Source organism: Rhodococcus sp. 24CO, assembly GCF_050586165.1.
In the GTDB taxonomy this organism is placed as follows: domain Bacteria; phylum Actinomycetota; class Actinomycetes; order Mycobacteriales; family Mycobacteriaceae; genus Rhodococcus_F.
In genome coordinates this window covers 188,853-206,403 of sequence record NZ_JAZFNF010000005.1, presented here as the reverse complement: position 1 = coordinate 206,403, position 17,551 = coordinate 188,853, and the positions used below count along the sequence as shown (strand labels likewise).

Below are 17,551 nucleotides of genomic sequence, written 5' to 3'. Positions count from 1 at the left end.
GCCAACCTCCGAGTACCAACTGAAGCTGTAGACCGCCCGGGTGCCGGTATCTTGCTGCAGCTTCATCGTGTGTTCATCGGCTTCTGCTTCGCTGTGAAGCGCGCTTTGGCCGTTCACTCTTCCTTGAAAGCTGTTGCAGCATGTCTGAATTCAAGTTCCGCCGGTCGTCCTTCCCGCGTCGTTCGGCAGGTTTCGGTGATAGTCGAACCGGTCACGCGCGCGGCGCCCACACCGTCGTGAAGGCCGCATCGACCGATGCGATTGCGCCGGTGGAAGCCACGGTCGTGAATAGTGGTGTGTACCGCGACGGAGCGCGGATCGCGTCGCCGTCCACCCTCGCCGAAGCGTTGTCGTGCCTGCCGGATTCACAGTCGATGGCCTGGATCGGGCTGTACCGCCCCGATGACACTCAATTGTATGCTGCAGCACAACATTTCGATCTTCACGAGTTGGCAGTCGAAGACGCGATCGCGGCCCATCAGCGGCCGAAGCTCGAGCGCTACGGTGAGACCCTTTTTGTCGTGCTGCGCGCGGCGCGCTACCGCGACGAGACCGAACGCGTCGAATTCGGCGAACTGCATGTGTTCTGCGGTCCCAATTTCATTCTCACTGTCCGCCACAGCGAATCGCCGGACCTCACCGCCGTGCGAACCAGAATGGAGAACGATCCGGACCTCCTCCGTCTGGGGACCGAAGCTGTTCTCTATGCGATCCTCGACGCCGTCGTCGACGGCTATGCACCAGTTGTCGCCGGCCTGCAGAACGACATCGACGAGATCGAGACCGAGGTATTCAGCGGCGATCCGGGAGTGTCGCGTCGTATTTACGAATTGACCCGTGAAGTGATCGAATTCCAGAGGGCCACAAGGCCGTTGCTCGGGATGCTCCGTGGGCTGTCGGCCGGATTCGACAAATACCACACCGACGAAGAATTGCAGCGCTATCTTCGCGATGTCACGGACCACGCGACAACGGTGGTCGAGCAGGCCGACGGGTTCCGTCAGCTGTTGGGAAACATCCTGACCGTCAACGCAACTCTGGTGTCGCAGAATCAGAACGAGGAAATGCGAAACCTCACGCACGCGAGCTACGCGCAGAACGAGGAGATCAAAAAAGTGTCGGCCTGGGCGGCAATTCTCTTTGCCCCGACGCTGATCGGAACCGTGTACGGCATGAACTTCGACGACATCCCGGAACTGCACTGGCAGTTGGGCTATCCGTTTGCGCTCTCGATGATGGTGCTGACGTGTGGAAGTCTCTACACGATTTTCAAGCGGCGAGGCTGGCTCTGACCGTGCGCCTTTGTTAACCGCGGGCGGTTAACAAAGGCGCACAGCAGGTTAGAGTGTTGCCGTGCAGACGGTGAACTTGCGTTCGGCGTGCTCGAATCCCGAATCTGCTTCGGAACCACAATCTTCGATGGACGTCGAACCCTGCAGGATTTCGATTACCTGGACTACGTCGCTTCCCGGATCGGCGCAGTCGATACGGGCCGGCTCGTCGTCGAGGCCACCCGGTCCGAGATCCATGCAGCCGCCGACGACCCAGTCGATGTCGAGGCAGACCGCGCCCTGTTCCTGCCCGAGCAGAGTCTCGTAGTAGGTCTGATCGATGTCGGACGCGCACTCATCCGACGTGGGCGCTTTGGCGACAACCTTGTAGTTGGATTCGTCGCTGCCGCACACGGCGTGGTCGATTTCGGCGTCGTTCGTGGTGCCGCCGATCTTGACGCAGTCGCCGATGTTCACGTCGATATCAACGTCGCCGCCCGCGTCGGTGCCCTCTTGACCGTCGATCTTCGAGGTGGTGGTGCTCGCTGCAGTGGTGGTCGAATCTGCCACGGTGGATGATGATTCCGCGATGGCTTTAGGCTCGACGTCAGATCCGCACCCGGTGGCGAAAATGGCGATTGCAGACGTTGCGATCACTGCTGTGCACAGTCGTCCGACGATTCCGGACATTCAAGTCTCCCTTGCTGATCTTGGATTATTCGGGCTCTATTCCACTTGACTGCTAGTCGAATAGCGAATCGGGCTGTCAGTATGAGGGGGTGGACCTCCCTCAGATGCCGCCACTCGCCCCGATGTTGGCGAAGGCCGCTACGACAGTGCCGGTACAACCCGAATCCGACCAGCCGATGTGGTCGTACGAACCGAAATGGGATGGCTTTCGGTCGATAATCTTTCGTGACGGGGACGAGGTAGTCCTCGGTTCACGAGGAGGAAAAGACCTGGCTCGATACTTCCCCGAAATCGTCGAAGCCGTGAAGGCGGAACTGCCGGACAAATGCGTGGTGGACGGCGAACTTGTCGTGCCCCGAGAAATGAACGGCGTGACGCGGCTCAGTTGGGAAGCGCTGTCCGAACGCATCCATCCGGCAGCCAGTCGGGTGAAACTGCTCGCCGAACAGACACCAGCACAATTTGTCGGATTCGACCTGTTGGCGTTGGGAGATCGGGACGTAGCGGCCGAAGATTTCACCGTTCGACGCGCATTGCTGGTCGACTCGATCGGCAGCGGTCCGAGCTGCCATGTCACGGCTGCAACTTTCGACAGCGCTGAGGCGATGCGGTGGTTCGAGATGTTCGAAGGCGCTGGTCTGGACGGGGTGATCGCCAAGAAACTGGTCGGCCCCTACCTGCCGAACAAGCGCGAGATGATCAAGGTCAAGCACGCCAGAACCGCAGATGTCGTACTGCTCGGATACCGTCCGCACAAGAGTCAACCGGGTATCGGTTCGATGCTGCTGGGTTTGTTCGACGGATCCGAATTGAAGATGGTCGGTGGCGCTTCGGCATTCACCGCCGCGCGGCGAATCGAGTTGCTGGAAGAACTCGAACCGCTACGCGTCGGCGACGACGTGGTGGCGGAAGGCGAGGCAAGTCGATGGAAGTCGGCGGCCGATCGCTCGTGGGTTCCGCTCCGCCCGGAGCGGGTGTTGGAAGTGGCATACGACCAAATGGAAGGGGAACGCTTCCGGCACGCCGCGCGTTTTCTGCGGTGGCGCCCGGATCGGGTTCCCGACGAGTGCACGTTCGATCAGTTGGAGGTTCCGGTGCGGTACGACTTCGCGGATGTCCTTGCAGGTGGTGTGTGATGGCCAGTCCGGCAGTAGAACTGGATGTCGACGGAATCGCGGTCCGTCTTTCCAGCCCCGACAAGATCTACTATCCGCAATTGGGCGTTGACGGCGGGACCAAGCGTCATCTTGTGGAGTACTACCGCACAGTCGCGTTGCAGGGCGCCGCAGTAGCCGCCCTGAAGGATCGACCGACGCACCTGCAGCGCTTTCCCGACGGTATCGAGGGCGAAGAGGTCTACCAGAAACGATTGCCGGCAAAACGACCCGAACATGTCGAATCCTGTGAGGTGACGTTTCCGTCCGGGCGCAAGGCCGACGTCCTCCGAGTGCAGAACGCTGCCAACATCGTGTGGGCAGCAAACCTCGGAACCATCACGTTTCATCCGTGGGCCGTGCGCTGCCCGGATACCGATCATCCCGACGAATTGCGGATTGATCTTGATCCGCAGCCCGGAACCGGTTTTGCGGAGGCCGTCGCGATCGCCGACGAGGTACTGCGTCCGCTTCTGTCGGAACTGGGCCTGGAAGGGTTCCCCAAGACGTCCGGCGGACGGGGTCTGCATGTGTACATTCCGCTCGCACCGCGTTGGGATTTCATCGAGGTCCGTCACGCGGGAATTGCACTTGCCCGTGAAGTCGAACGACGCAGTGGCGACCGGGCGACAACGGCCTGGTGGAAGGAAGAGCGTGGTGAGCGAATCTTCATCGACTTCAACCAAAATGCCAGGGACAGAACGATTGCCGCGGCCTATTCTGCGCGCAAAACTCCGATCGCAACCGTGTCGACGCCGGTGACGTGGGACGAACTACGCGACGTACACCCCGACGACTGCACTATCGCGACGGTCCCGAATCTGCTCGCCGACCGCGGTGATCCCATGGCAGCGATGCACGAGAAGGCCTTTGAACTCGATGTTCTCCTGGAAATGTTCGAGAAGGACATCGCAGCAGGATTGGGAGACCTCCCATATCCGCCCAACTACCCCAAAATGCCGGGTGAACCGAAACGGGTACAACCGAGTCGCGATCGAGATCGGAAGCAGCCGGAAACCGAGTAGCGTCTGAATCGGACAAATCCGAGACTCGCGAGTGCATTGTGAGGTTGAAATGGATCACCGGGGCGCACGGGTAACCGGATTATTGATGGGCGGCGGGATAATCGCTGCTCTGAGCATTGTTGGTGCTACTTCACACGCGTCGGCCGCAACATTGGACTGCTCTGCGAGAGGGCTCGACCAGACTCTGGTGGACGGGTCGTCGGCGTGCCGGGCGGTTGCCGATGCGGACAGTTCCGCCATCTCGCATGTCGAAGGGGACGGAGTCGGGGCCGCAGACGCGCGCGACGGCGGCACGTCCGCTGGGCTTGCGATGTTCGGTGGTGTCGCGGCAGCGGAAACTCGCGGTGGAATGCTTGCTGCCATTGCTTTCGGGCGGGATTCGTTAGCTCTCGGCCGTACCGCATCGCCGTTTGCGCTCGTCCTGGCAGGCCCAGGAGGTCGCGCTGCCGTCGGTGACGCCGACGTCGGGGCAATCTGCGGCGGGGGTCCTGCTCTGGTTTTCAATGTCGCGACTGCTCAGGGGTGTTTCAGCGATGGAATATCGACCTGGACGCTGCCGTGACGGTACCCCGCACTACAGTTCACTTCGTGACACCGGTCACAAAGATGTAAAGCTGTGGTGGGTCGATCAGGGCAGCTGGCCGTGATCAAACGGGGATCGGAGGACGCGATGACTGCAAACGCACGGCGCGGTTCATTCGCGCGCACAGAGGTGCCGGCGCGGACCGAACTGTACGTCGATCGTCGATTCCTGCCACTTGCAGACCGGTTCTTTGCGATGTACCGGCAACCGCAGCAAGGCGGCGGCGCTCTGGTTGCGTACCAGGACGGAGAGAAAGTCCTCGACATCTGGGCTGGATATGCCGACCGTGATCGCCGCTGGGACCACGACACGATCTCACTCTCGTTCTCCACCGGCAAAGGCGTGGCCAGTACCGTCGTACATCGTCTGGCTGAGCGCGGATTGATCGAGTACGACGCGCCGGTCGCGCAGTACTGGCCCGAGTTCGGCGCCGCAGGCAAAGACAGGATCACCGTTCGTGAATTGATGACGCATCGCGCCGGCCTGCACAAGGTGCGTGGGTTGATGCGCAATCCGCTCGATCTGATGGACTACGACGCCGTTGTTGCCGCACTGGCTGCGAGTAAGCCGGATCCGCGCCGGCTCAAAGGGCCCGGATATCACGCGGTGACCTACGGATGGTTGCTAGCCGAGTTGGTTACGCGGGTGACGGGACTGCCCTTCACGGACGTCGTCGAGGCGGAAATCGCGAAGCCGCTCGGTGTCGACGAATTCTGGTTCCGCGTGCCCATCTCCGAGCGGACGCGTATCGCGAAGCTGTTTCCGCACATCAATCCGGCGGGGCTCAACTGGGCGTTTGCCTCTACGGTTCTCTCTCATGTCGGCCCTACTCGCGGCTTGGCCGAGGCGGCGATGCCCGATGGATTCGACGTGATGGTTCGAAATCCGGCGGTGCACGATACGGTGATGCCCGGTTGGAACGGAGTCTTCAGCGCGCGGGCGCTGGCGAGGATGTATGCGGCAATTGCCAACGGCGGCATGCTGGACGGAAAGCGGTTCCTGAAAGAGTCCACCATCGATCAGATGGCGACCATTCAAACGCGAGAACGTGACTACGTACTCGCTGTTCGGCCCAATTGGGCGTTGGGTTATCACCCGCCGATCATTGCGGCACGGCGTCAACCGCGAAATGCCATCGGACACTACGGCGTCGGTGGTTCGGGTGCGTACGCCGATCTCGACAGCGGCTTGTCTTTGGGTTTCACGACCAACCGACTGGGTAGTGCGGTAACAGCACTTGGCGACCTTCGTCTCGCCAGGCTGGGAGCCGAAGCGCAGGAGTTGGCGCGTCGGGCATAGCGAGTGAGGGGAAAATGGTCGTAGATCTTGCGGCAGCAACACGATTTCTGGCCGGGAACGGCCGGATACTCGACCGTCACCGGTTGAATTTAGTTCTGGGGCACGGTGATCGGGATGGTGCGTTGGCGTCCGTGGACGGCTACCGCAATCCGGACGGTGGGTACGGCTGGGGTCTCGAGCCGGACCTGCGTTCGCCAGGTAGTCAACCCGGTGGGGCACTGCACGCGTTCGAGGTTTTTGCCGATGTCGCCGCGGTGACCCCGCGGGCCCTGGAATTGTGTGACTGGTTGCAGACGGTATCGACCGTCGACGGTGGTCTGCCCTTTGCTCTTCCGATTTCCGAACCGGCTGGGTGCGCGCCGTTCTGGGTCGACGCGGATCCGTCGGAGTCGTCGCTGCAGATCACGACCATCGTGTGCGCCACGGCGTTACGGGTAGCCGAATTCGATTCTGCAGTGGCCCAGCATCCCTGGCTCGATTCGGCGGTTCGGTTCTGCTTGGGTGCAATCGAGCGTGCGGAGACGTTGAGTGCTCTCGAATTGGCGTTTGCGTTGCAGTTCCTCGATGCGGCGAAGGAGGTCCGGTTGGCGGCAAAACTCGGTGCTCTGATTCCTCCGGACGGATTGGTGCACGTGGACGGGGGAGCTGTCGACGAATACATGCGTCCCCTCGATTTCTCGCCGTATCCTTCAGGTCCGACCCGCACTCTGTTCAGCGCGGAGGTAATCGAGGAGGAACTGTCCGCATTGGCGGCGAGGCAGTGCGACGATGGCGGATGGATGGTGGATTTCGACAGTTATTCACCCGCCGCCGCGCTTGAATGGCGTGGTCATGCCACGGTTTCGGCAGTTGCCCTGTTGAAACGCAATGGCGTGATCTGAAAACCGTTCTCGCACCAAATTGGAACACGTTATAGTCTGGAAAGTAGATGTGCTCGAGTGTTTCAGGGATAGGGGAGAGCAATGGCGTATGTGATCACGCAGCCGTGCTGTAACGACGCCTCATGCGTGGACGTGTGCCCGGTCAATTGTATTCATCCGACGCCGGACGAAGCCCAGTTCGCCACTACCGAAATGCTCTACATCGACCCGGACACCTGCATCGACTGCGGTGCGTGTGTGGACGAGTGCCCGGTCGACGCCATCTATTCCGACAACGAACTCGCTGAAGCCGACGCGCCGTACCTCGAGATGAACGCGTCGTACTTCGAGAAGCATCCGATGGGGCCGGACTGGCCGGAGCCGATCACCATGGCCAAGATCGCTCCCGAGATGGGGACGCTGCGGGTCGCCATCGTCGGTTCGGGTCCGGCGGCGTGTTACGCGGCGATGGAACTGGCCGGCAAGCCGCGGGTCGAGGTCGACATGTTCGATCGTCTGCCGACACCGTACGGGTTGGTCCGAGCAGGCGTGGCTCCCGATCATCCGGGTACCAAGGGCGTCACGGACCAGTTCCGGGCGGTCGTGTCGAAGAAGACGGTGCACTGCCACTTCAATGTCGAGGTGGGCAAGCACATTTCGCATACCGAATTACTCGAGCATCATCATGCGGTGATCTACGCGGTAGGCGCGGCGGGTGACCGCAAGCTCGATATTCCGGGCGAAGATCTTCCGGGAAGCCATGCCGCTACCGAATTCGTAGCCTGGTACAACGGTCATCCGAGTTATGCCGATCGAAGCTTCGATCTGTCCGGGGAGCGGGCCGTCATCGTCGGCAACGGCAATGTCGCACTCGACGTCGCGCGCATACTGGTCACCGACCCGGAGGTTCTGGCCAAGACCGATCTTGCGGATCATGCCCTCGAAGCGTTGCGAAACAGCAATATTCGTGAAGTGGTGATCCTCGGTCGTCGTGGTCCGGCGCAGGCCGCGTACACCAATCCCGAACTGCTGGCGCTGGGCCAGATGGCCGATGTGGACGTCATCGTGGATCCGGCAGAGGCAGAACTCGACGATTCGAGTCGGGCTTTTGTCGAGAGTGACGCAGCAGAGCCGTCGGTGCTCCTCAAGGTGAAGCAGGCTCAGGAATTTGCCTCGCGCACAGCCGATCCCACACGTAAGCGCATAGTCCTGCGATTCCTCACCTCGCCGGTCGAGATCCTCGGCGACGGCAGTGTGGAGCAGATTCGCGTCGTGAAGAACGAACTGGTGGCAACACCTACCGGTCAATTGTCTGCGCGGCCCACGGAGAAAACCGAGACCCTCGACACCGGACTGGTATTGCGTTCGGTCGGTTATCGCGGAACGCCTGTCGCGGACCTACCGTTCGACGATGCACGGGGCGTGATCCCCAACGAGAACGGCCGCGTGATCGATCCGGAATCGGGGATGCCCATGCCGGGCGTCTACGCCGGGGGGTGGATCAAACGTGGCCCCACCGGTGTGATCGGCACGAACAAGTACTGCTCGGCCGAGACCGTATCCATGATTTTTGACGACTTCGCAGCGGGACGCCTTGCAACGCCAAGCGCCGATGCGGAGAAGCTGACGGTACTTCTGGCCGATCGGTCGCCGGATCAGGTGGATTACCAAGGTTGGCAGCGGATCGACAAGGCCGAGCGCGCATCCGGGGCAGCTGTCGGTCGTCCGCGAACCAAGCTCATCTCGATCGAATCGATGCTTGCGGCCGCTCGCGAGGACAGCTGACGGAGTTCGTTCAACCTACGTGCTCGGTGAGAGACCACTGTCCCGAACCCCGCAGTTCGAGTTGCCGATTGTGAAAGACGTCGAGCGTGCTGCGATGTCCCACGCTGACCACGATGCTGTCGGGCAATTCGCTGCGAAGCATGCGGTAGAGCGTGTACTCGAGGCCCTCGTCGATCGCGGATGTCGCTTCGTCGAGGTACACAGTGCGGGGTTTGGCCAGAACTATCCGGGCAAACGCGAGTCGCTGCTGTTCACCCGGCGAGAGGATTCGGGTCCAATCGGCTACTTCGTCGAGGCGGTCGGTCAAATGCGCCAGCTGCACCTGGTCGAGTACCTCTCGGAGCCTGCCGTCGTGGGAGTTCGATTGATCCGGATACGCCAGTCCCGTGCGCAACGACCCCAGCGGCAGGTACGGGCGCTGGGAAAGGAAAAGCGACTTGCCCGCCGGCCGGGTTACGGATCCGTCCGCGTAAGGCCAAAGTTGTGCGAGGCTTCGCAGCAAGGTGGTCTTACCGCTACCGGACGCACCTTTGACGAGTAGGGCGTCGCCGTGATCGAGCGTCAGATCCAGCTCGGCGATCAGAGACTCGCCGGACGGCTTGCGTACGTGGAGTTTTCGGATGACAAGTTGATCTCCGGCATCGGAAACGTCGAGCGTTGGTAGCGCCCGGGCTCGCTTGTCGGCGTCGGCGAGGCCGGTCAGGCGTATGAGGGTGGCACGAAAGCTCGCGAAATCGGCGTACGACTCACGGAAGAACGACAGAGATTCGTGAACTTGGCCGAACGCCTGCGCGGTCTGCATGACGTCGCCGAAAGTGATCTGCCCCTTGAACAACCGAGAGCCCTGCACCAAGAACGGAAAGATGACTGCGGTCTGGTTCACCGCCAGATTGAAGCCGCTGAACTTCAGAGTCCGGAATACGATGGCCCACATGTTGCGGATCACCGCAGCGAAGCGTGTTGCGAGAGTTCGACGTTCGACGTCTTCCCCGCGATAGAACGCGATACTTTCGCCGTACTCCCGCAATCGCACCAAGGCATAGCGAAAGGTCGCACCGAGTTTCTCGTTCAAAAAGTTCAACATGATCAGCGGTCGACCGATCCAGAAGGCCAGTGCGGTGGTCACCAGTACGTAAATGTAGACCAGGAAGATCATCGCCCGCGGAATCTCGGTACCGAAAATGGTCAGCGGTCCGGAGAGATTCCACAGGATCGCGGTAAAGCTCACTATCGACACCATCGCGGTAACCGCACCCATCGACAACGTGCGGGAATAGGTCACGAACGAGGTGGTATCGGTCTGGATGCGCTGATCCGGATTGTCGATCGGGTCGTGCAGGAACTCGCCGCGGTAGTACGCAAGACCGTCGAGCCAATCGTCGGTCAGGGTGTTGTTGAGCCAGATGCGCCACTTGATGTCGAGAGCCTGGCCGACGAAGTATGTGAGGAGCGAACTCACGACGTGAATGACCGCCAGGACGGCGAACACTCTGAGATAGTGCCAGAACCCGGCTTCGTCGAGGTTTTGAATCGTGTCGTAGAAATCCTTGTACCAGTAGGAGAACAACACCGTCACGCGCACTGCCCACACCGTGAGCAGCAGCAGTACTGCAAGAATCAGTATCGGGACGGGGCTGCGCCTGGGGTTGAAGTACGGCCAGGCCATTCGTCGAAATTGGCGTCCCCAGTGAGTGAAGCGGGCCAGCAGAATTGCCACGATCGCGAGGGCGGCTGCGGTGATCGTGTACGCCTTCGCCAGCCACAGCGCACTGTCCGGAACCGCGGTGCTCCAGTTCACGTGCACCTCCGTCGCAGAACGGAAAAGGCGATCCCGTCGGGTACGGAAGCTGAAAAGCGGATTCACCGAAGTGGACGCCGCCAAACCTGGAAGCCTCGCTCCATGACCGTTGACAGCTACGGTTCAGCGAACCTTCGTATTGCTGGATTTCTCGATTTATGTGTTAATTACAAGGGAATTGTGCGGTTTGCTCCGAATGGCGCGTTGGCGTCGATGCCAGGCGGGTATCGACGCCAGCCTCGCATGACCAGCAAATGCACGTTGTCGAAGGAAAGTAGTGAGATGGTCAGCAAGCGAGTGCGTCGGACATCCCGGATAGCTGTGGCGGTTGTCGGAGTAGTGGCTGCAGGCCTCACATTTGCCGGACCGGCAGCGGCTTTCCCGCTCTTTCCCGGTGGTCCGGAGATTCCCGTACCCGTCGTCGCCGGTGTTGCCGGCCTTGATCCGGCGCTACCGGGTTTCATGGGCACGGCGGATCAGATTCCCGCCCCGGTTCCCAACTTCTCGGCACCGTCGGTCAACCCGTCCAACGGTGAACGCGTCGGAATTGCCCAGCCGATCATCATTCGCTTCAACGAATCGATCGATGACCGTGCGACCGCGGAACGTGCAATTCGCGTCACCACCAATCCGCCGGTCGAGGGCAGCTTCTACTGGATCAACAACAGCCAGGTGCGGTGGAAGCCGACGCAGTTCTGGCCCGCGAACATCTCGGTGACGGTCGACGCCGGCGATTCGCATTCCACGTTCAGCATCGGCGATGCACTCGTCACGGTTGCGGACGACAACACAAAGCAGATCACCGTCACTCGCAACGGTGAAGTGGTGCGCACCATGCCGACGTCTTTCGGCAAGCCCGGCCACGAAACTCCCAACGGCACGTACATCGTGGGTGAGCAGTTGCGTGACATGTACATGGATTCGTCCACCTACGGTGTTCCGATCGATTCACCCGAGGGTTACCGGACCTACGTCGAATACGCGTCACGAATTTCCTACAGTGGCATCTTCGTCCACGCGGCACCGTGGTCCGTTGCGCAACAGGGCTTCACCAACGTGAGCCATGGCTGCCTCAACGTCAGCACCGAGAACGCCAAGTGGTTCTTCGAGAACGCAGGCAAGGGCGACCCCGTGATCGTGCAGAACACCGCCGGTGGAATCCTCAGCGGCGCCGACGGACTGGGTGAATGGAACCGCTAGCAGCGCTTTACAGTTCTGGGCATGACCGTCGCTCGTTCGCTTCTGCTGTTCGTTCTTGCTGCCGTACTCGAAATCGGTGGAGCCTGGCTGGTATGGCAGGGAATTCGCGAGAACAAAGGCTGGATCTGGGTCGGCCTCGGCGTGATCTCGCTCGGCCTGTACGGGCTGGTTGCGACGATGCAGCCCGACGCGAACTTCGGTCGAATTCTTGCCGCGTACGGCGGCATATTTGTCGCCGGATCCTTGCTGTGGGCAGTTGCGATGGACGGTTTCCGCCCTGATCGGTTCGACATCGCCGGTGCGCTGATCTGCCTCGTCGGAGTTGGCGTGATCATGTACGCGCGCTAATAGTGCTGTGCGCCTTTATCAACCGCGGACGGATGACAAAGGCGCACAGCAAAGGGTCACGCCTTCGCCCGGACCACCAGAACAGTGCCGGGGAACTCGGCGGCGAGTTCGCGGCGAGCGTGCTTGATGCACGCCGTGCCGTAGCCCTTCTTCCGTGCCTGCGGAGCGATCCAGATCGCGACGTTCACTTCCTGATCGGTGAGCTCACCGAAAACCAGGCCGACGCTCTTCGGGGTATCGGACGAAAGATCCTCGGCGACAAACCAAGCCGCGTTTTCGTCGTCGATGCGCCCCAAGCCGGCCGCGCGCTCCGATTCGACGCGATCAGAAGCCCACGGAGCGCCGCTCTCGTCCAACTGCTCCGCGGAGCGCTCCGCGAACAGCGTGGCATCGTCGGCGCTGTCGGTGAACGGGCGCAGATTGAAGTGCGCACCGCTGCTTGCCGGGCGATCCACGGCGGTCCATTCCAAGGTGGCGTCGAGGTTCTCGAGTTCGCCCTGGATACGATCGCGTGCCGCCTTGGTCAGTGCACTGAACTTGAGGCCCAACACGGCTTCCGCGTTGGACTCCGACGTCCCGAGCAGTTCTGCCACCGTCGCCACTGCTGCCTGATGATCGGCGCTGTCGACAACGGCGTCCAGGACCTCGTGTCGGCGTTCCAAGGCGCGAACAAGTGCGGCGGTGAGCTCGCGACGGTCCAGGATCTGATCTTGAATGTGCGTCGTCATAAATGCGACTCCTTGCTGTTCGAGGCTACAAACGCTTGCCGTGCGGACCGTACTGGTCAATAGTGCTCCACCTTGCACGTTATGGCACGTGTTCAGCCTGTGGTGCGGCGGACGAGCCGTTCGTAGCGCTGACGGGCGGCCTGTGTGCTGCCGAGGCCGAGTCCGAACGCGATGTCCTGCCACGTCATTCCGCGTTTGCGTGCAAGCGCGAGGAAGAGTGCTTCGTCCTGGTCCATTTCGGCGCGGGCCTTGGGGATCAGACTCAGGGCGGCCATGATGTCGGCGTCGTCGACGTCCGGTTCACCGGGTTCGCGAGTGCTGCTTCCCGCGGCGAGGCCGCCGACGACGCGGATCGCGCCGTACGGTTCGAGCATGTGCGGGAGGGATTGCCTGGCTCGTTGGCTCTCGGTTGCTCCGTGCCGTTCGTTGATACGAAAGAGCCCGGCGTACTCGCGATGTGCGCGCTTACGCCCGGGCTCGATCGGTCGGAATTGGTCATCGGTCATGCATTTCAGGTTTGCATGATCCCTCGGCAATGTAAACACTTTGTTGTAAACAAGTTGTTCACTTATTTGCGAGCGGCTCACAGACAATGACTGGGATAACCCGATCGGTCCAGGCTTGGTAATTGTCGAAGTCGGCATACATCGCGACAAGTTTGGGCCACAACCGGGCGCGTTCCTCGTCTGTGGCGACACGAGCTTTCATCGACCGCACGCGTGCCTTGATCTGTACGGTCACCACGGGATCGGCCTTGATGTTGAGGTACCACATCGGGTTCTTCGGCAGACCGCCTTGTGACGCCACCAGAATCACGTTGTCGTCGTCCTCGAGGAACAGCAGCGGATTGATCCGCTCCTCGCCGGACTTGCGACCAGTCGTGGTGAGCAGGCAGATCGGCAGCCCGCGTGGAAACGCGCTGCCGACCCGCCACTTGCTGCCCAGCATTCCGCCGGTCGCCCGATACATCGCGACGTTGGCTTTCGACATCCACTTGATGATCGTGACTGTCGCCGGAGCGTCGAGTCCCTTGGGTTTAGCTGGGGGAGTGCTCATGTCAGATGCGCTCGATGATCGTGCCGGTGGCCAGTGCGCCGCCCGCGCACATGGTGATCAACGCAGTCGAACCGTCGCGGCGCTCGAGTTCGTGCAGAGCAGTCGTGATCAGTCGCGAGCCGGTGCTGCCGACCGGATGGCCGAGTGCAAGAGCGCCGCCGTTGACGTTGACGTTGTCGAAATCCGGTCCGTGAACCTGCGCCCAGGACAGTGCAACCGAAGCAAAAGCCTCGTTGACCTCGAACAGATCGAGGTCGCCGATCTTCATGCCGCTCTTCTCGAGTACGCGGGTCGTGGCCTGAACCGGACCGTCGAGGTGGAACTCGGGTTCGGATCCGACGAGTGCCTGCGCGACGATGCGGGCGCGCGGCTTCAAGCCGAGAGCGCGGGCCTTGTCCTCGTCCATGAGTAGGACGGCAGCTGCACCGTCGGAGATCTGCGAAGACGTTCCGGCAGTGTGGATTGCGCCCTCCATGACCGGCTTCAGCCGAGCCAGGGACTCGGCCGTCGTGTCACGCAGACCCTGATCGCGATTGACCAGCTTGGTCTCGCCCGTCAGGTTGCCTTCCTTGTCGACCTGAGGTGCGGACAGCTCGAGCACCTCGCGGTCGAAGCGGCCTTCTTCCCAGGCCTGCTTGGCGAGGGCCTGGGAGCGGACGCCGAGAGCTTCGAGGTCCTCACGGGTCAGTCCGCGACGACGTGCGATGCGCTCGGCGGCTCCGAACTGGTCGGGCATGTCGATGTCCCAGGTGGCGGGACGGCGTGGTCCGGCGAGAGTTCCGACATTGGCCCCAAGCGGGACCTGGCTCATCGCTTCGATGCCGCAGGCGATGCCCGCGTCGATCGCACCGGTGGCGATCAAGCCGGCGATCAGGTGGTTGGCCTGCTGTGCGGATCCACACTGGCAGTCGACGGTGGTGGCACCGGTCTGCCAGGGCAGTCCGGCGTGCAGCCACGCGGTGCGGGTGATGTTGTTGGACTGCGCGCCGGCCTGGGTGACGCAGCCGCCGATCACCTGCTCGATCAACATCGGGTCGATTCCCGAGCGGTCGAGAAGGCCCTTCTGAGCAGCTCCGAGAATTTCGGCGGCGTGTAGGCCGGCGAGCCAGCCTCCGCGCTTACCGATCGGTGTGCGGACGGCCTCGACGATTACTGGTGTGCCCACGGTGGGTTCCTTTCCTTGTATTGAAAAAGTAGAACAAGTTCTTAGCAAGAAGCAAGAGCTGTCTGCCGTTTCCTTTCCTAGTAAGCAGGCTTGTGTTTCAATGTAAGTAGAACGTGTTCCACATTACGGATGGTCATCACCTCGGTGATGAAAAGGCTCATGGCAGGAGACATCAGTGGCACAGCCCGCAATCCCCCAGGGGATCGACTTCACGGACCCCGACATCTACGCAGAGCGGATGCCCTTCGAGGAATTTGCTCAGCTGCGTAAGACGGCTCCCGTGTGGTGGAATCCGCAGCCGCCGGAGATCGGTGGGTTCCAGGACGAGGGCTACTGGGTGGTCACTCGGCATGAAGAGGTCAAGGAAGTTTCGCAGCGCAGCGACATCTTCTCGACCCACGAAAACACCGCGATCCCGCGTTTTGCCGATGACATCCCGCGTGAGAACGTCGAAATGCAGCGGTTCATCCTCATCAACAAGGACGCTCCCGAGCACACTAAACTTCGCAAACTGATTTCCCGCGGGTTCACGCCGCGAGCTATCAACAGCCTGCGCGACGAGCTGACCGAGCGTGCCGAGCAGATCGTGAAGACCGCCGCCGAGAGTGGTGCCGGAGACTTCGTCACGCAGGTGGCCTCGGAACTGCCGCTGCAGGCGATTGCCGAGCTTCTCGGTGTGCCGCAGGAAGATCGTACGAAGCTCTTCGACTGGTCCAACCAGATGACGTCGTACGACGACCCCGAGTTCGACATCGATCCGCAGGCCGCGTCGATGGAGCTCCTCGGGTACGCGTACCAGATGGCCGATCAGCGCAAGAAGTGTCCTGCCGATGACATCGTCACCAAGCTCATCGAAGCTGACATCGACGGAAATGAGCTCTCCCCTGAGGAATTCGGCTTTTTCGTGATCCTTCTTGCGGTCGCAGGAAACGAGACCACTCGCAATGCGATCACACATGGCATGGTGGCGTTCCTCGACAATCCCGACCAGTGGGAGCTGTACAAGAAGGAACGTCCCAAGACCGCTGCCGACGAGATCGTTCGCTGGGCCACTCCGGTGACGTCCTTCCAGCGCACCGCTCTCGAGGACACCGAGCTCGGTGGACAGAAGATCAAGAAGGGCGATCGCGTCGTGATGATGTACGCGTCGGCCAACTTCGATGAAGAGGTCTTCGAGAACCCCACGAAGTTCGACATCATGCGTGACCCCAATCCGCATCTCGGATTCGGTGGCACCGGTGCGCATTACTGTGTCGGCGCGAATCTGGCTCGCCTCGAAATCGACCTGATTTTCAATGCGATCGCCGATCATCTTCCCGATATCACCCGGCTCGGAGATCCTCGTCGTCTGCGCTCGGGCTGGCTCAACGGCATCAAAGAGTTTCAGGTTGATTACAAGACCGGCGGCTGTCCGGTCAAACACTGAACCAGCCCTATACTGAGACGGTAACCGGCGGGTAGGTATGGGCATGTAGGTATGTGTACGGAATCGAAGGTTGGCGCTGCGCTTTCGACTGCACAGAACTACAGTTGACGTTCTGAGGAGCCACTAGCTGGCTACTTGGAACTGCGGTGGCGTCTGTGGGATCCCTCATCTCCCGCAGGCGCCACCGTTTTGTAGTTCCGGGGGGCGGGTTGTTTCAGCCGCCGTACGGTTTCGTGATGGCTTCCAGAAAGTGGCCCGACGGGTCGAGGAAGTAGACACCGCGCCCACCGTCGTTGGTGTTGAAGCCAGTGCTCGATTTTCGCGGATCGGCCCAATGATCGAGTCTCAGATCGAGTATCCGCTGGTAGATTCCGTCGAAGTCTTTCTCGGATACCAGGAATGCGTAGTGTTGCGGTGAAACCTCAGCGCCTTGGTCGACCTGCGCGTAGTCCAGCATCACTCCGTGCTCGAGTTCGACGGAGAGGAAGTATCCGGCCGGCACAGGATCCGGAAGACCAAAAATGTGGGTGAAGAACCACGCAGACTCTTGTCTGTCCTGCGCCGCGATGATGGTGTGATTGAACGAAATGGTCATTGAGAACCCTTGGGTACGACGCCTCCATGCCTGGCGCAGTCCGCCATCGACACGCGACGATAAATTCCAGGAAACCATTTCCGCGAATCCGACGCAACAGTGAGGGCTCCGGTCAATATGACCGGAGCCCTCATTTGTTTGTTTGTTCGGTCAGGCCTTGCGAGCAGTCTTCATGGCCCGCTCCACTTCCCAGAACGCGCGAAGTGATTGGATCTTGCCCTCGTCGTTGACGCGGTAGACGAACACGCCTTCCGCATCGACGACCATGCCGCCAACCGTGCTCCGAATCTTCCCGATGTTGACGTTCTCGTTACCGCACACCAGGGAATCGTCGATGAGGAACTCGAGCGACTCCGTCGTGGCGATCGTCATGTCGTAGAACTTGGAAATGGCTTCGCGGCCGTGATGGCCTTTGCCCTCGGGATCGAAGCCTGAAGGGCCGACGGGATCTTCGACCCAGCCGTCCTCGGCAAAGAGATCCAGCCAGGCTTCTTTGTTCTTTCCACTTGCCGCTGCCCGCGATGCATTGCCCGCTACGCGGGCGGGATGTTCGGTCGTCATCGTTTCC

Annotated in this window: 18 protein-coding genes; 10 read left to right on the top strand and 8 right to left on the bottom strand. The window is 61.0% G+C overall.

The genetic code is table 11. The features are described from left to right. Positions 1–140: 140 nt before the first annotated feature. Positions 141–1,292, top strand: a complete 1,152-nt coding sequence (locus tag V2B23_RS13885; protein ID WP_430950872.1) for a magnesium and cobalt transport protein CorA — start codon at positions 141–143, stop codon at positions 1,290–1,292. Positions 1,293–1,340: 48 nt separating this feature from the next. Here the strand turns inward: V2B23_RS13885 and lppU are convergent, their stop codons facing one another. Then, positions 1,341–1,961, bottom strand: a complete 621-nt coding sequence (lppU, locus tag V2B23_RS13880) for an LppU family putative lipoprotein (RefSeq protein WP_430950871.1) — start codon at positions 1,959–1,961, stop codon at positions 1,341–1,343. 89 nt (positions 1,962–2,050) lie between these two features. On the opposite strand from lppU, the gene V2B23_RS13875 reads away from it, so the two are divergent. The 6 genes from V2B23_RS13875 to V2B23_RS13850 all read left to right on the top strand — a co-directional run bounded on the left by V2B23_RS13875 (position 2,051) and on the right by V2B23_RS13850 (position 8,667). After that, on the top strand, positions 2,051–3,097 hold the full coding sequence (locus tag V2B23_RS13875) for an ATP-dependent DNA ligase (RefSeq protein ID WP_430950870.1): 1,047 nt from the start codon (positions 2,051–2,053) through the stop codon (positions 3,095–3,097). After that, positions 3,097–4,140, top strand: a complete 1,044-nt coding sequence (gene ligD / locus V2B23_RS13870; RefSeq protein ID WP_430950869.1) for a non-homologous end-joining DNA ligase — start codon at positions 3,097–3,099, stop codon at positions 4,138–4,140. The genes V2B23_RS13875 and ligD overlap by 1 nt, the downstream gene beginning before the upstream one ends. A 49-nt stretch (positions 4,141–4,189) precedes the next feature. Next, the gene (locus V2B23_RS13865; RefSeq protein WP_430950868.1) at positions 4,190–4,702 is read left to right on the top strand and encodes a DUF6764 family protein; all 513 of its coding nucleotides are present in this window, start codon (positions 4,190–4,192) and stop codon (positions 4,700–4,702) included. 108 nt (positions 4,703–4,810) lie between these two features. Then, a complete protein-coding gene (locus V2B23_RS13860; protein WP_430950867.1) occupies positions 4,811–6,022 on the top strand; it encodes a serine hydrolase domain-containing protein in 1,212 nt (403 codons plus the stop codon). A gap of 14 nt (positions 6,023–6,036) precedes the next feature. Further along, the gene (locus V2B23_RS13855; RefSeq protein WP_430950866.1) at positions 6,037–6,903 is read left to right on the top strand and encodes a hypothetical protein; all 867 of its coding nucleotides are present in this window, start codon (positions 6,037–6,039) and stop codon (positions 6,901–6,903) included. A gap of 81 nt (positions 6,904–6,984) precedes the next feature. Continuing rightward, positions 6,985–8,667 carry an FAD-dependent oxidoreductase gene (locus V2B23_RS13850; RefSeq protein ID WP_430950865.1) on the top strand — a complete coding sequence of 561 codons (1,683 nt, stop codon included), beginning with the start codon at positions 6,985–6,987 and terminating at the stop codon, positions 8,665–8,667. A gap of 10 nt (positions 8,668–8,677) precedes the next feature. On the opposite strand, the gene V2B23_RS13845 is transcribed toward V2B23_RS13850, so the two are convergent. Continuing rightward, positions 8,678–10,465, bottom strand: coding sequence for an ABC transporter ATP-binding protein/permease (locus tag V2B23_RS13845; protein ID WP_430950864.1), 1,788 nt, complete (start codon positions 10,463–10,465; stop codon positions 8,678–8,680). Between the two features lie 282 nt (positions 10,466–10,747). Between V2B23_RS13845 and V2B23_RS13840 the strand changes: the two genes are divergently transcribed. Together V2B23_RS13840 and V2B23_RS13835 are read left to right on the top strand one after the other, a co-directional pair. Next, positions 10,748–11,665: a L,D-transpeptidase gene (locus V2B23_RS13840; RefSeq protein WP_430950863.1), complete on the top strand. Its 918-nt coding sequence runs from the start codon at positions 10,748–10,750 to the stop codon at positions 11,663–11,665. Between the two features lie 21 nt (positions 11,666–11,686). After that, on the top strand, positions 11,687–12,013 hold the full coding sequence (locus V2B23_RS13835) for a YnfA family protein (protein ID WP_430950862.1): 327 nt from the start codon (positions 11,687–11,689) through the stop codon (positions 12,011–12,013). Between the two features lie 56 nt (positions 12,014–12,069). Here the strand turns inward: V2B23_RS13835 and V2B23_RS13830 are convergent, their stop codons facing one another. The 4 genes from V2B23_RS13830 to V2B23_RS13815 form a co-directional block, all read right to left on the bottom strand. Further along, positions 12,070–12,741: a GNAT family N-acetyltransferase gene (locus V2B23_RS13830; protein ID WP_430950861.1), complete on the bottom strand. Its 672-nt coding sequence runs from the start codon at positions 12,739–12,741 to the stop codon at positions 12,070–12,072. Positions 12,742–12,833: 92 nt separating this feature from the next. Next, positions 12,834–13,247 carry a DNA-binding protein gene (locus V2B23_RS13825; RefSeq protein WP_430950860.1) on the bottom strand — a complete coding sequence of 138 codons (414 nt, stop codon included), beginning with the start codon at positions 13,245–13,247 and terminating at the stop codon, positions 12,834–12,836. 58 nt (positions 13,248–13,305) lie between these two features. Next, the gene (locus V2B23_RS13820; RefSeq protein WP_430950859.1) at positions 13,306–13,797 is read right to left on the bottom strand and encodes a nitroreductase family deazaflavin-dependent oxidoreductase; all 492 of its coding nucleotides are present in this window, start codon (positions 13,795–13,797) and stop codon (positions 13,306–13,308) included. 1 nt (position 13,798) lies between these two features. Next, entirely contained in the window at positions 13,799–14,962 is a 1,164-nt protein-coding gene (locus V2B23_RS13815; RefSeq protein ID WP_430950858.1) for a steroid 3-ketoacyl-CoA thiolase, read from the bottom strand. 175 nt (positions 14,963–15,137) lie between these two features. Between V2B23_RS13815 and V2B23_RS13810 the strand changes: the two genes are divergently transcribed. Next, the gene (locus V2B23_RS13810; protein ID WP_430950857.1) at positions 15,138–16,388 is read left to right on the top strand and encodes a cytochrome P450; all 1,251 of its coding nucleotides are present in this window, start codon (positions 15,138–15,140) and stop codon (positions 16,386–16,388) included. 214 nt (positions 16,389–16,602) lie between these two features. On the opposite strand, the gene V2B23_RS13805 is transcribed toward V2B23_RS13810, so the two are convergent. Beyond that, positions 16,603–16,983, bottom strand: a complete 381-nt coding sequence (locus V2B23_RS13805) for a VOC family protein (RefSeq protein ID WP_430950856.1) — start codon at positions 16,981–16,983, stop codon at positions 16,603–16,605. A gap of 150 nt (positions 16,984–17,133) precedes the next feature. Continuing rightward, positions 17,134–17,544, bottom strand: a complete 411-nt coding sequence (locus V2B23_RS13800; protein WP_033232322.1) for a nuclear transport factor 2 family protein — start codon at positions 17,542–17,544, stop codon at positions 17,134–17,136. Positions 17,545–17,551 lie beyond the last annotated feature (7 nt).

What these genes read in the sequence shown, in the direction of transcription:
- V2B23_RS13840 (WP_430950863.1), top strand. Translation starts at nt 10,748, where the DNA reads ATGGTCAGCAAGCGAGTGCGTCGGACATCCCGGATAGCTGTGGCGGTT.
- V2B23_RS13865 (WP_430950868.1), top strand. Translation starts at nt 4,190, where the DNA reads ATGGATCACCGGGGCGCACGGGTAACCGGATTATTGATGGGCGGCGGG.
- V2B23_RS13850 (WP_430950865.1), top strand. Translation starts at nt 6,985, where the DNA reads ATGGCGTATGTGATCACGCAGCCGTGCTGTAACGACGCCTCATGCGTG.
- V2B23_RS13805 (WP_430950856.1), bottom strand. Translation starts at nt 16,983, where the DNA reads ATGACCATTTCGTTCAATCACACCATCATCGCGGCGCAGGACAGACAA.
- V2B23_RS13825 (WP_430950860.1), bottom strand. Translation starts at nt 13,247, where the DNA reads ATGACCGATGACCAATTCCGACCGATCGAGCCCGGGCGTAAGCGCGCA.
- V2B23_RS13860 (WP_430950867.1), top strand. Translation starts at nt 4,811, where the DNA reads ATGACTGCAAACGCACGGCGCGGTTCATTCGCGCGCACAGAGGTGCCG.
- V2B23_RS13800 (WP_033232322.1), bottom strand. Translation starts at nt 17,544, where the DNA reads ATGACGACCGAACATCCCGCCCGCGTAGCGGGCAATGCATCGCGGGCA.
- ligD (WP_430950869.1), top strand. Translation starts at nt 3,097, where the DNA reads ATGGCCAGTCCGGCAGTAGAACTGGATGTCGACGGAATCGCGGTCCGT.
- V2B23_RS13855 (WP_430950866.1), top strand. Translation starts at nt 6,037, where the DNA reads ATGGTCGTAGATCTTGCGGCAGCAACACGATTTCTGGCCGGGAACGGC.
- V2B23_RS13820 (WP_430950859.1), bottom strand. Translation starts at nt 13,797, where the DNA reads ATGAGCACTCCCCCAGCTAAACCCAAGGGACTCGACGCTCCGGCGACA.
- V2B23_RS13835 (WP_430950862.1), top strand. Translation starts at nt 11,687, where the DNA reads ATGACCGTCGCTCGTTCGCTTCTGCTGTTCGTTCTTGCTGCCGTACTC.
- lppU (WP_430950871.1), bottom strand. Translation starts at nt 1,961, where the DNA reads ATGTCCGGAATCGTCGGACGACTGTGCACAGCAGTGATCGCAACGTCT.
- V2B23_RS13830 (WP_430950861.1), bottom strand. Translation starts at nt 12,741, where the DNA reads ATGACGACGCACATTCAAGATCAGATCCTGGACCGTCGCGAGCTCACC.
- V2B23_RS13885 (WP_430950872.1), top strand. Translation starts at nt 141, where the DNA reads ATGTCTGAATTCAAGTTCCGCCGGTCGTCCTTCCCGCGTCGTTCGGCA.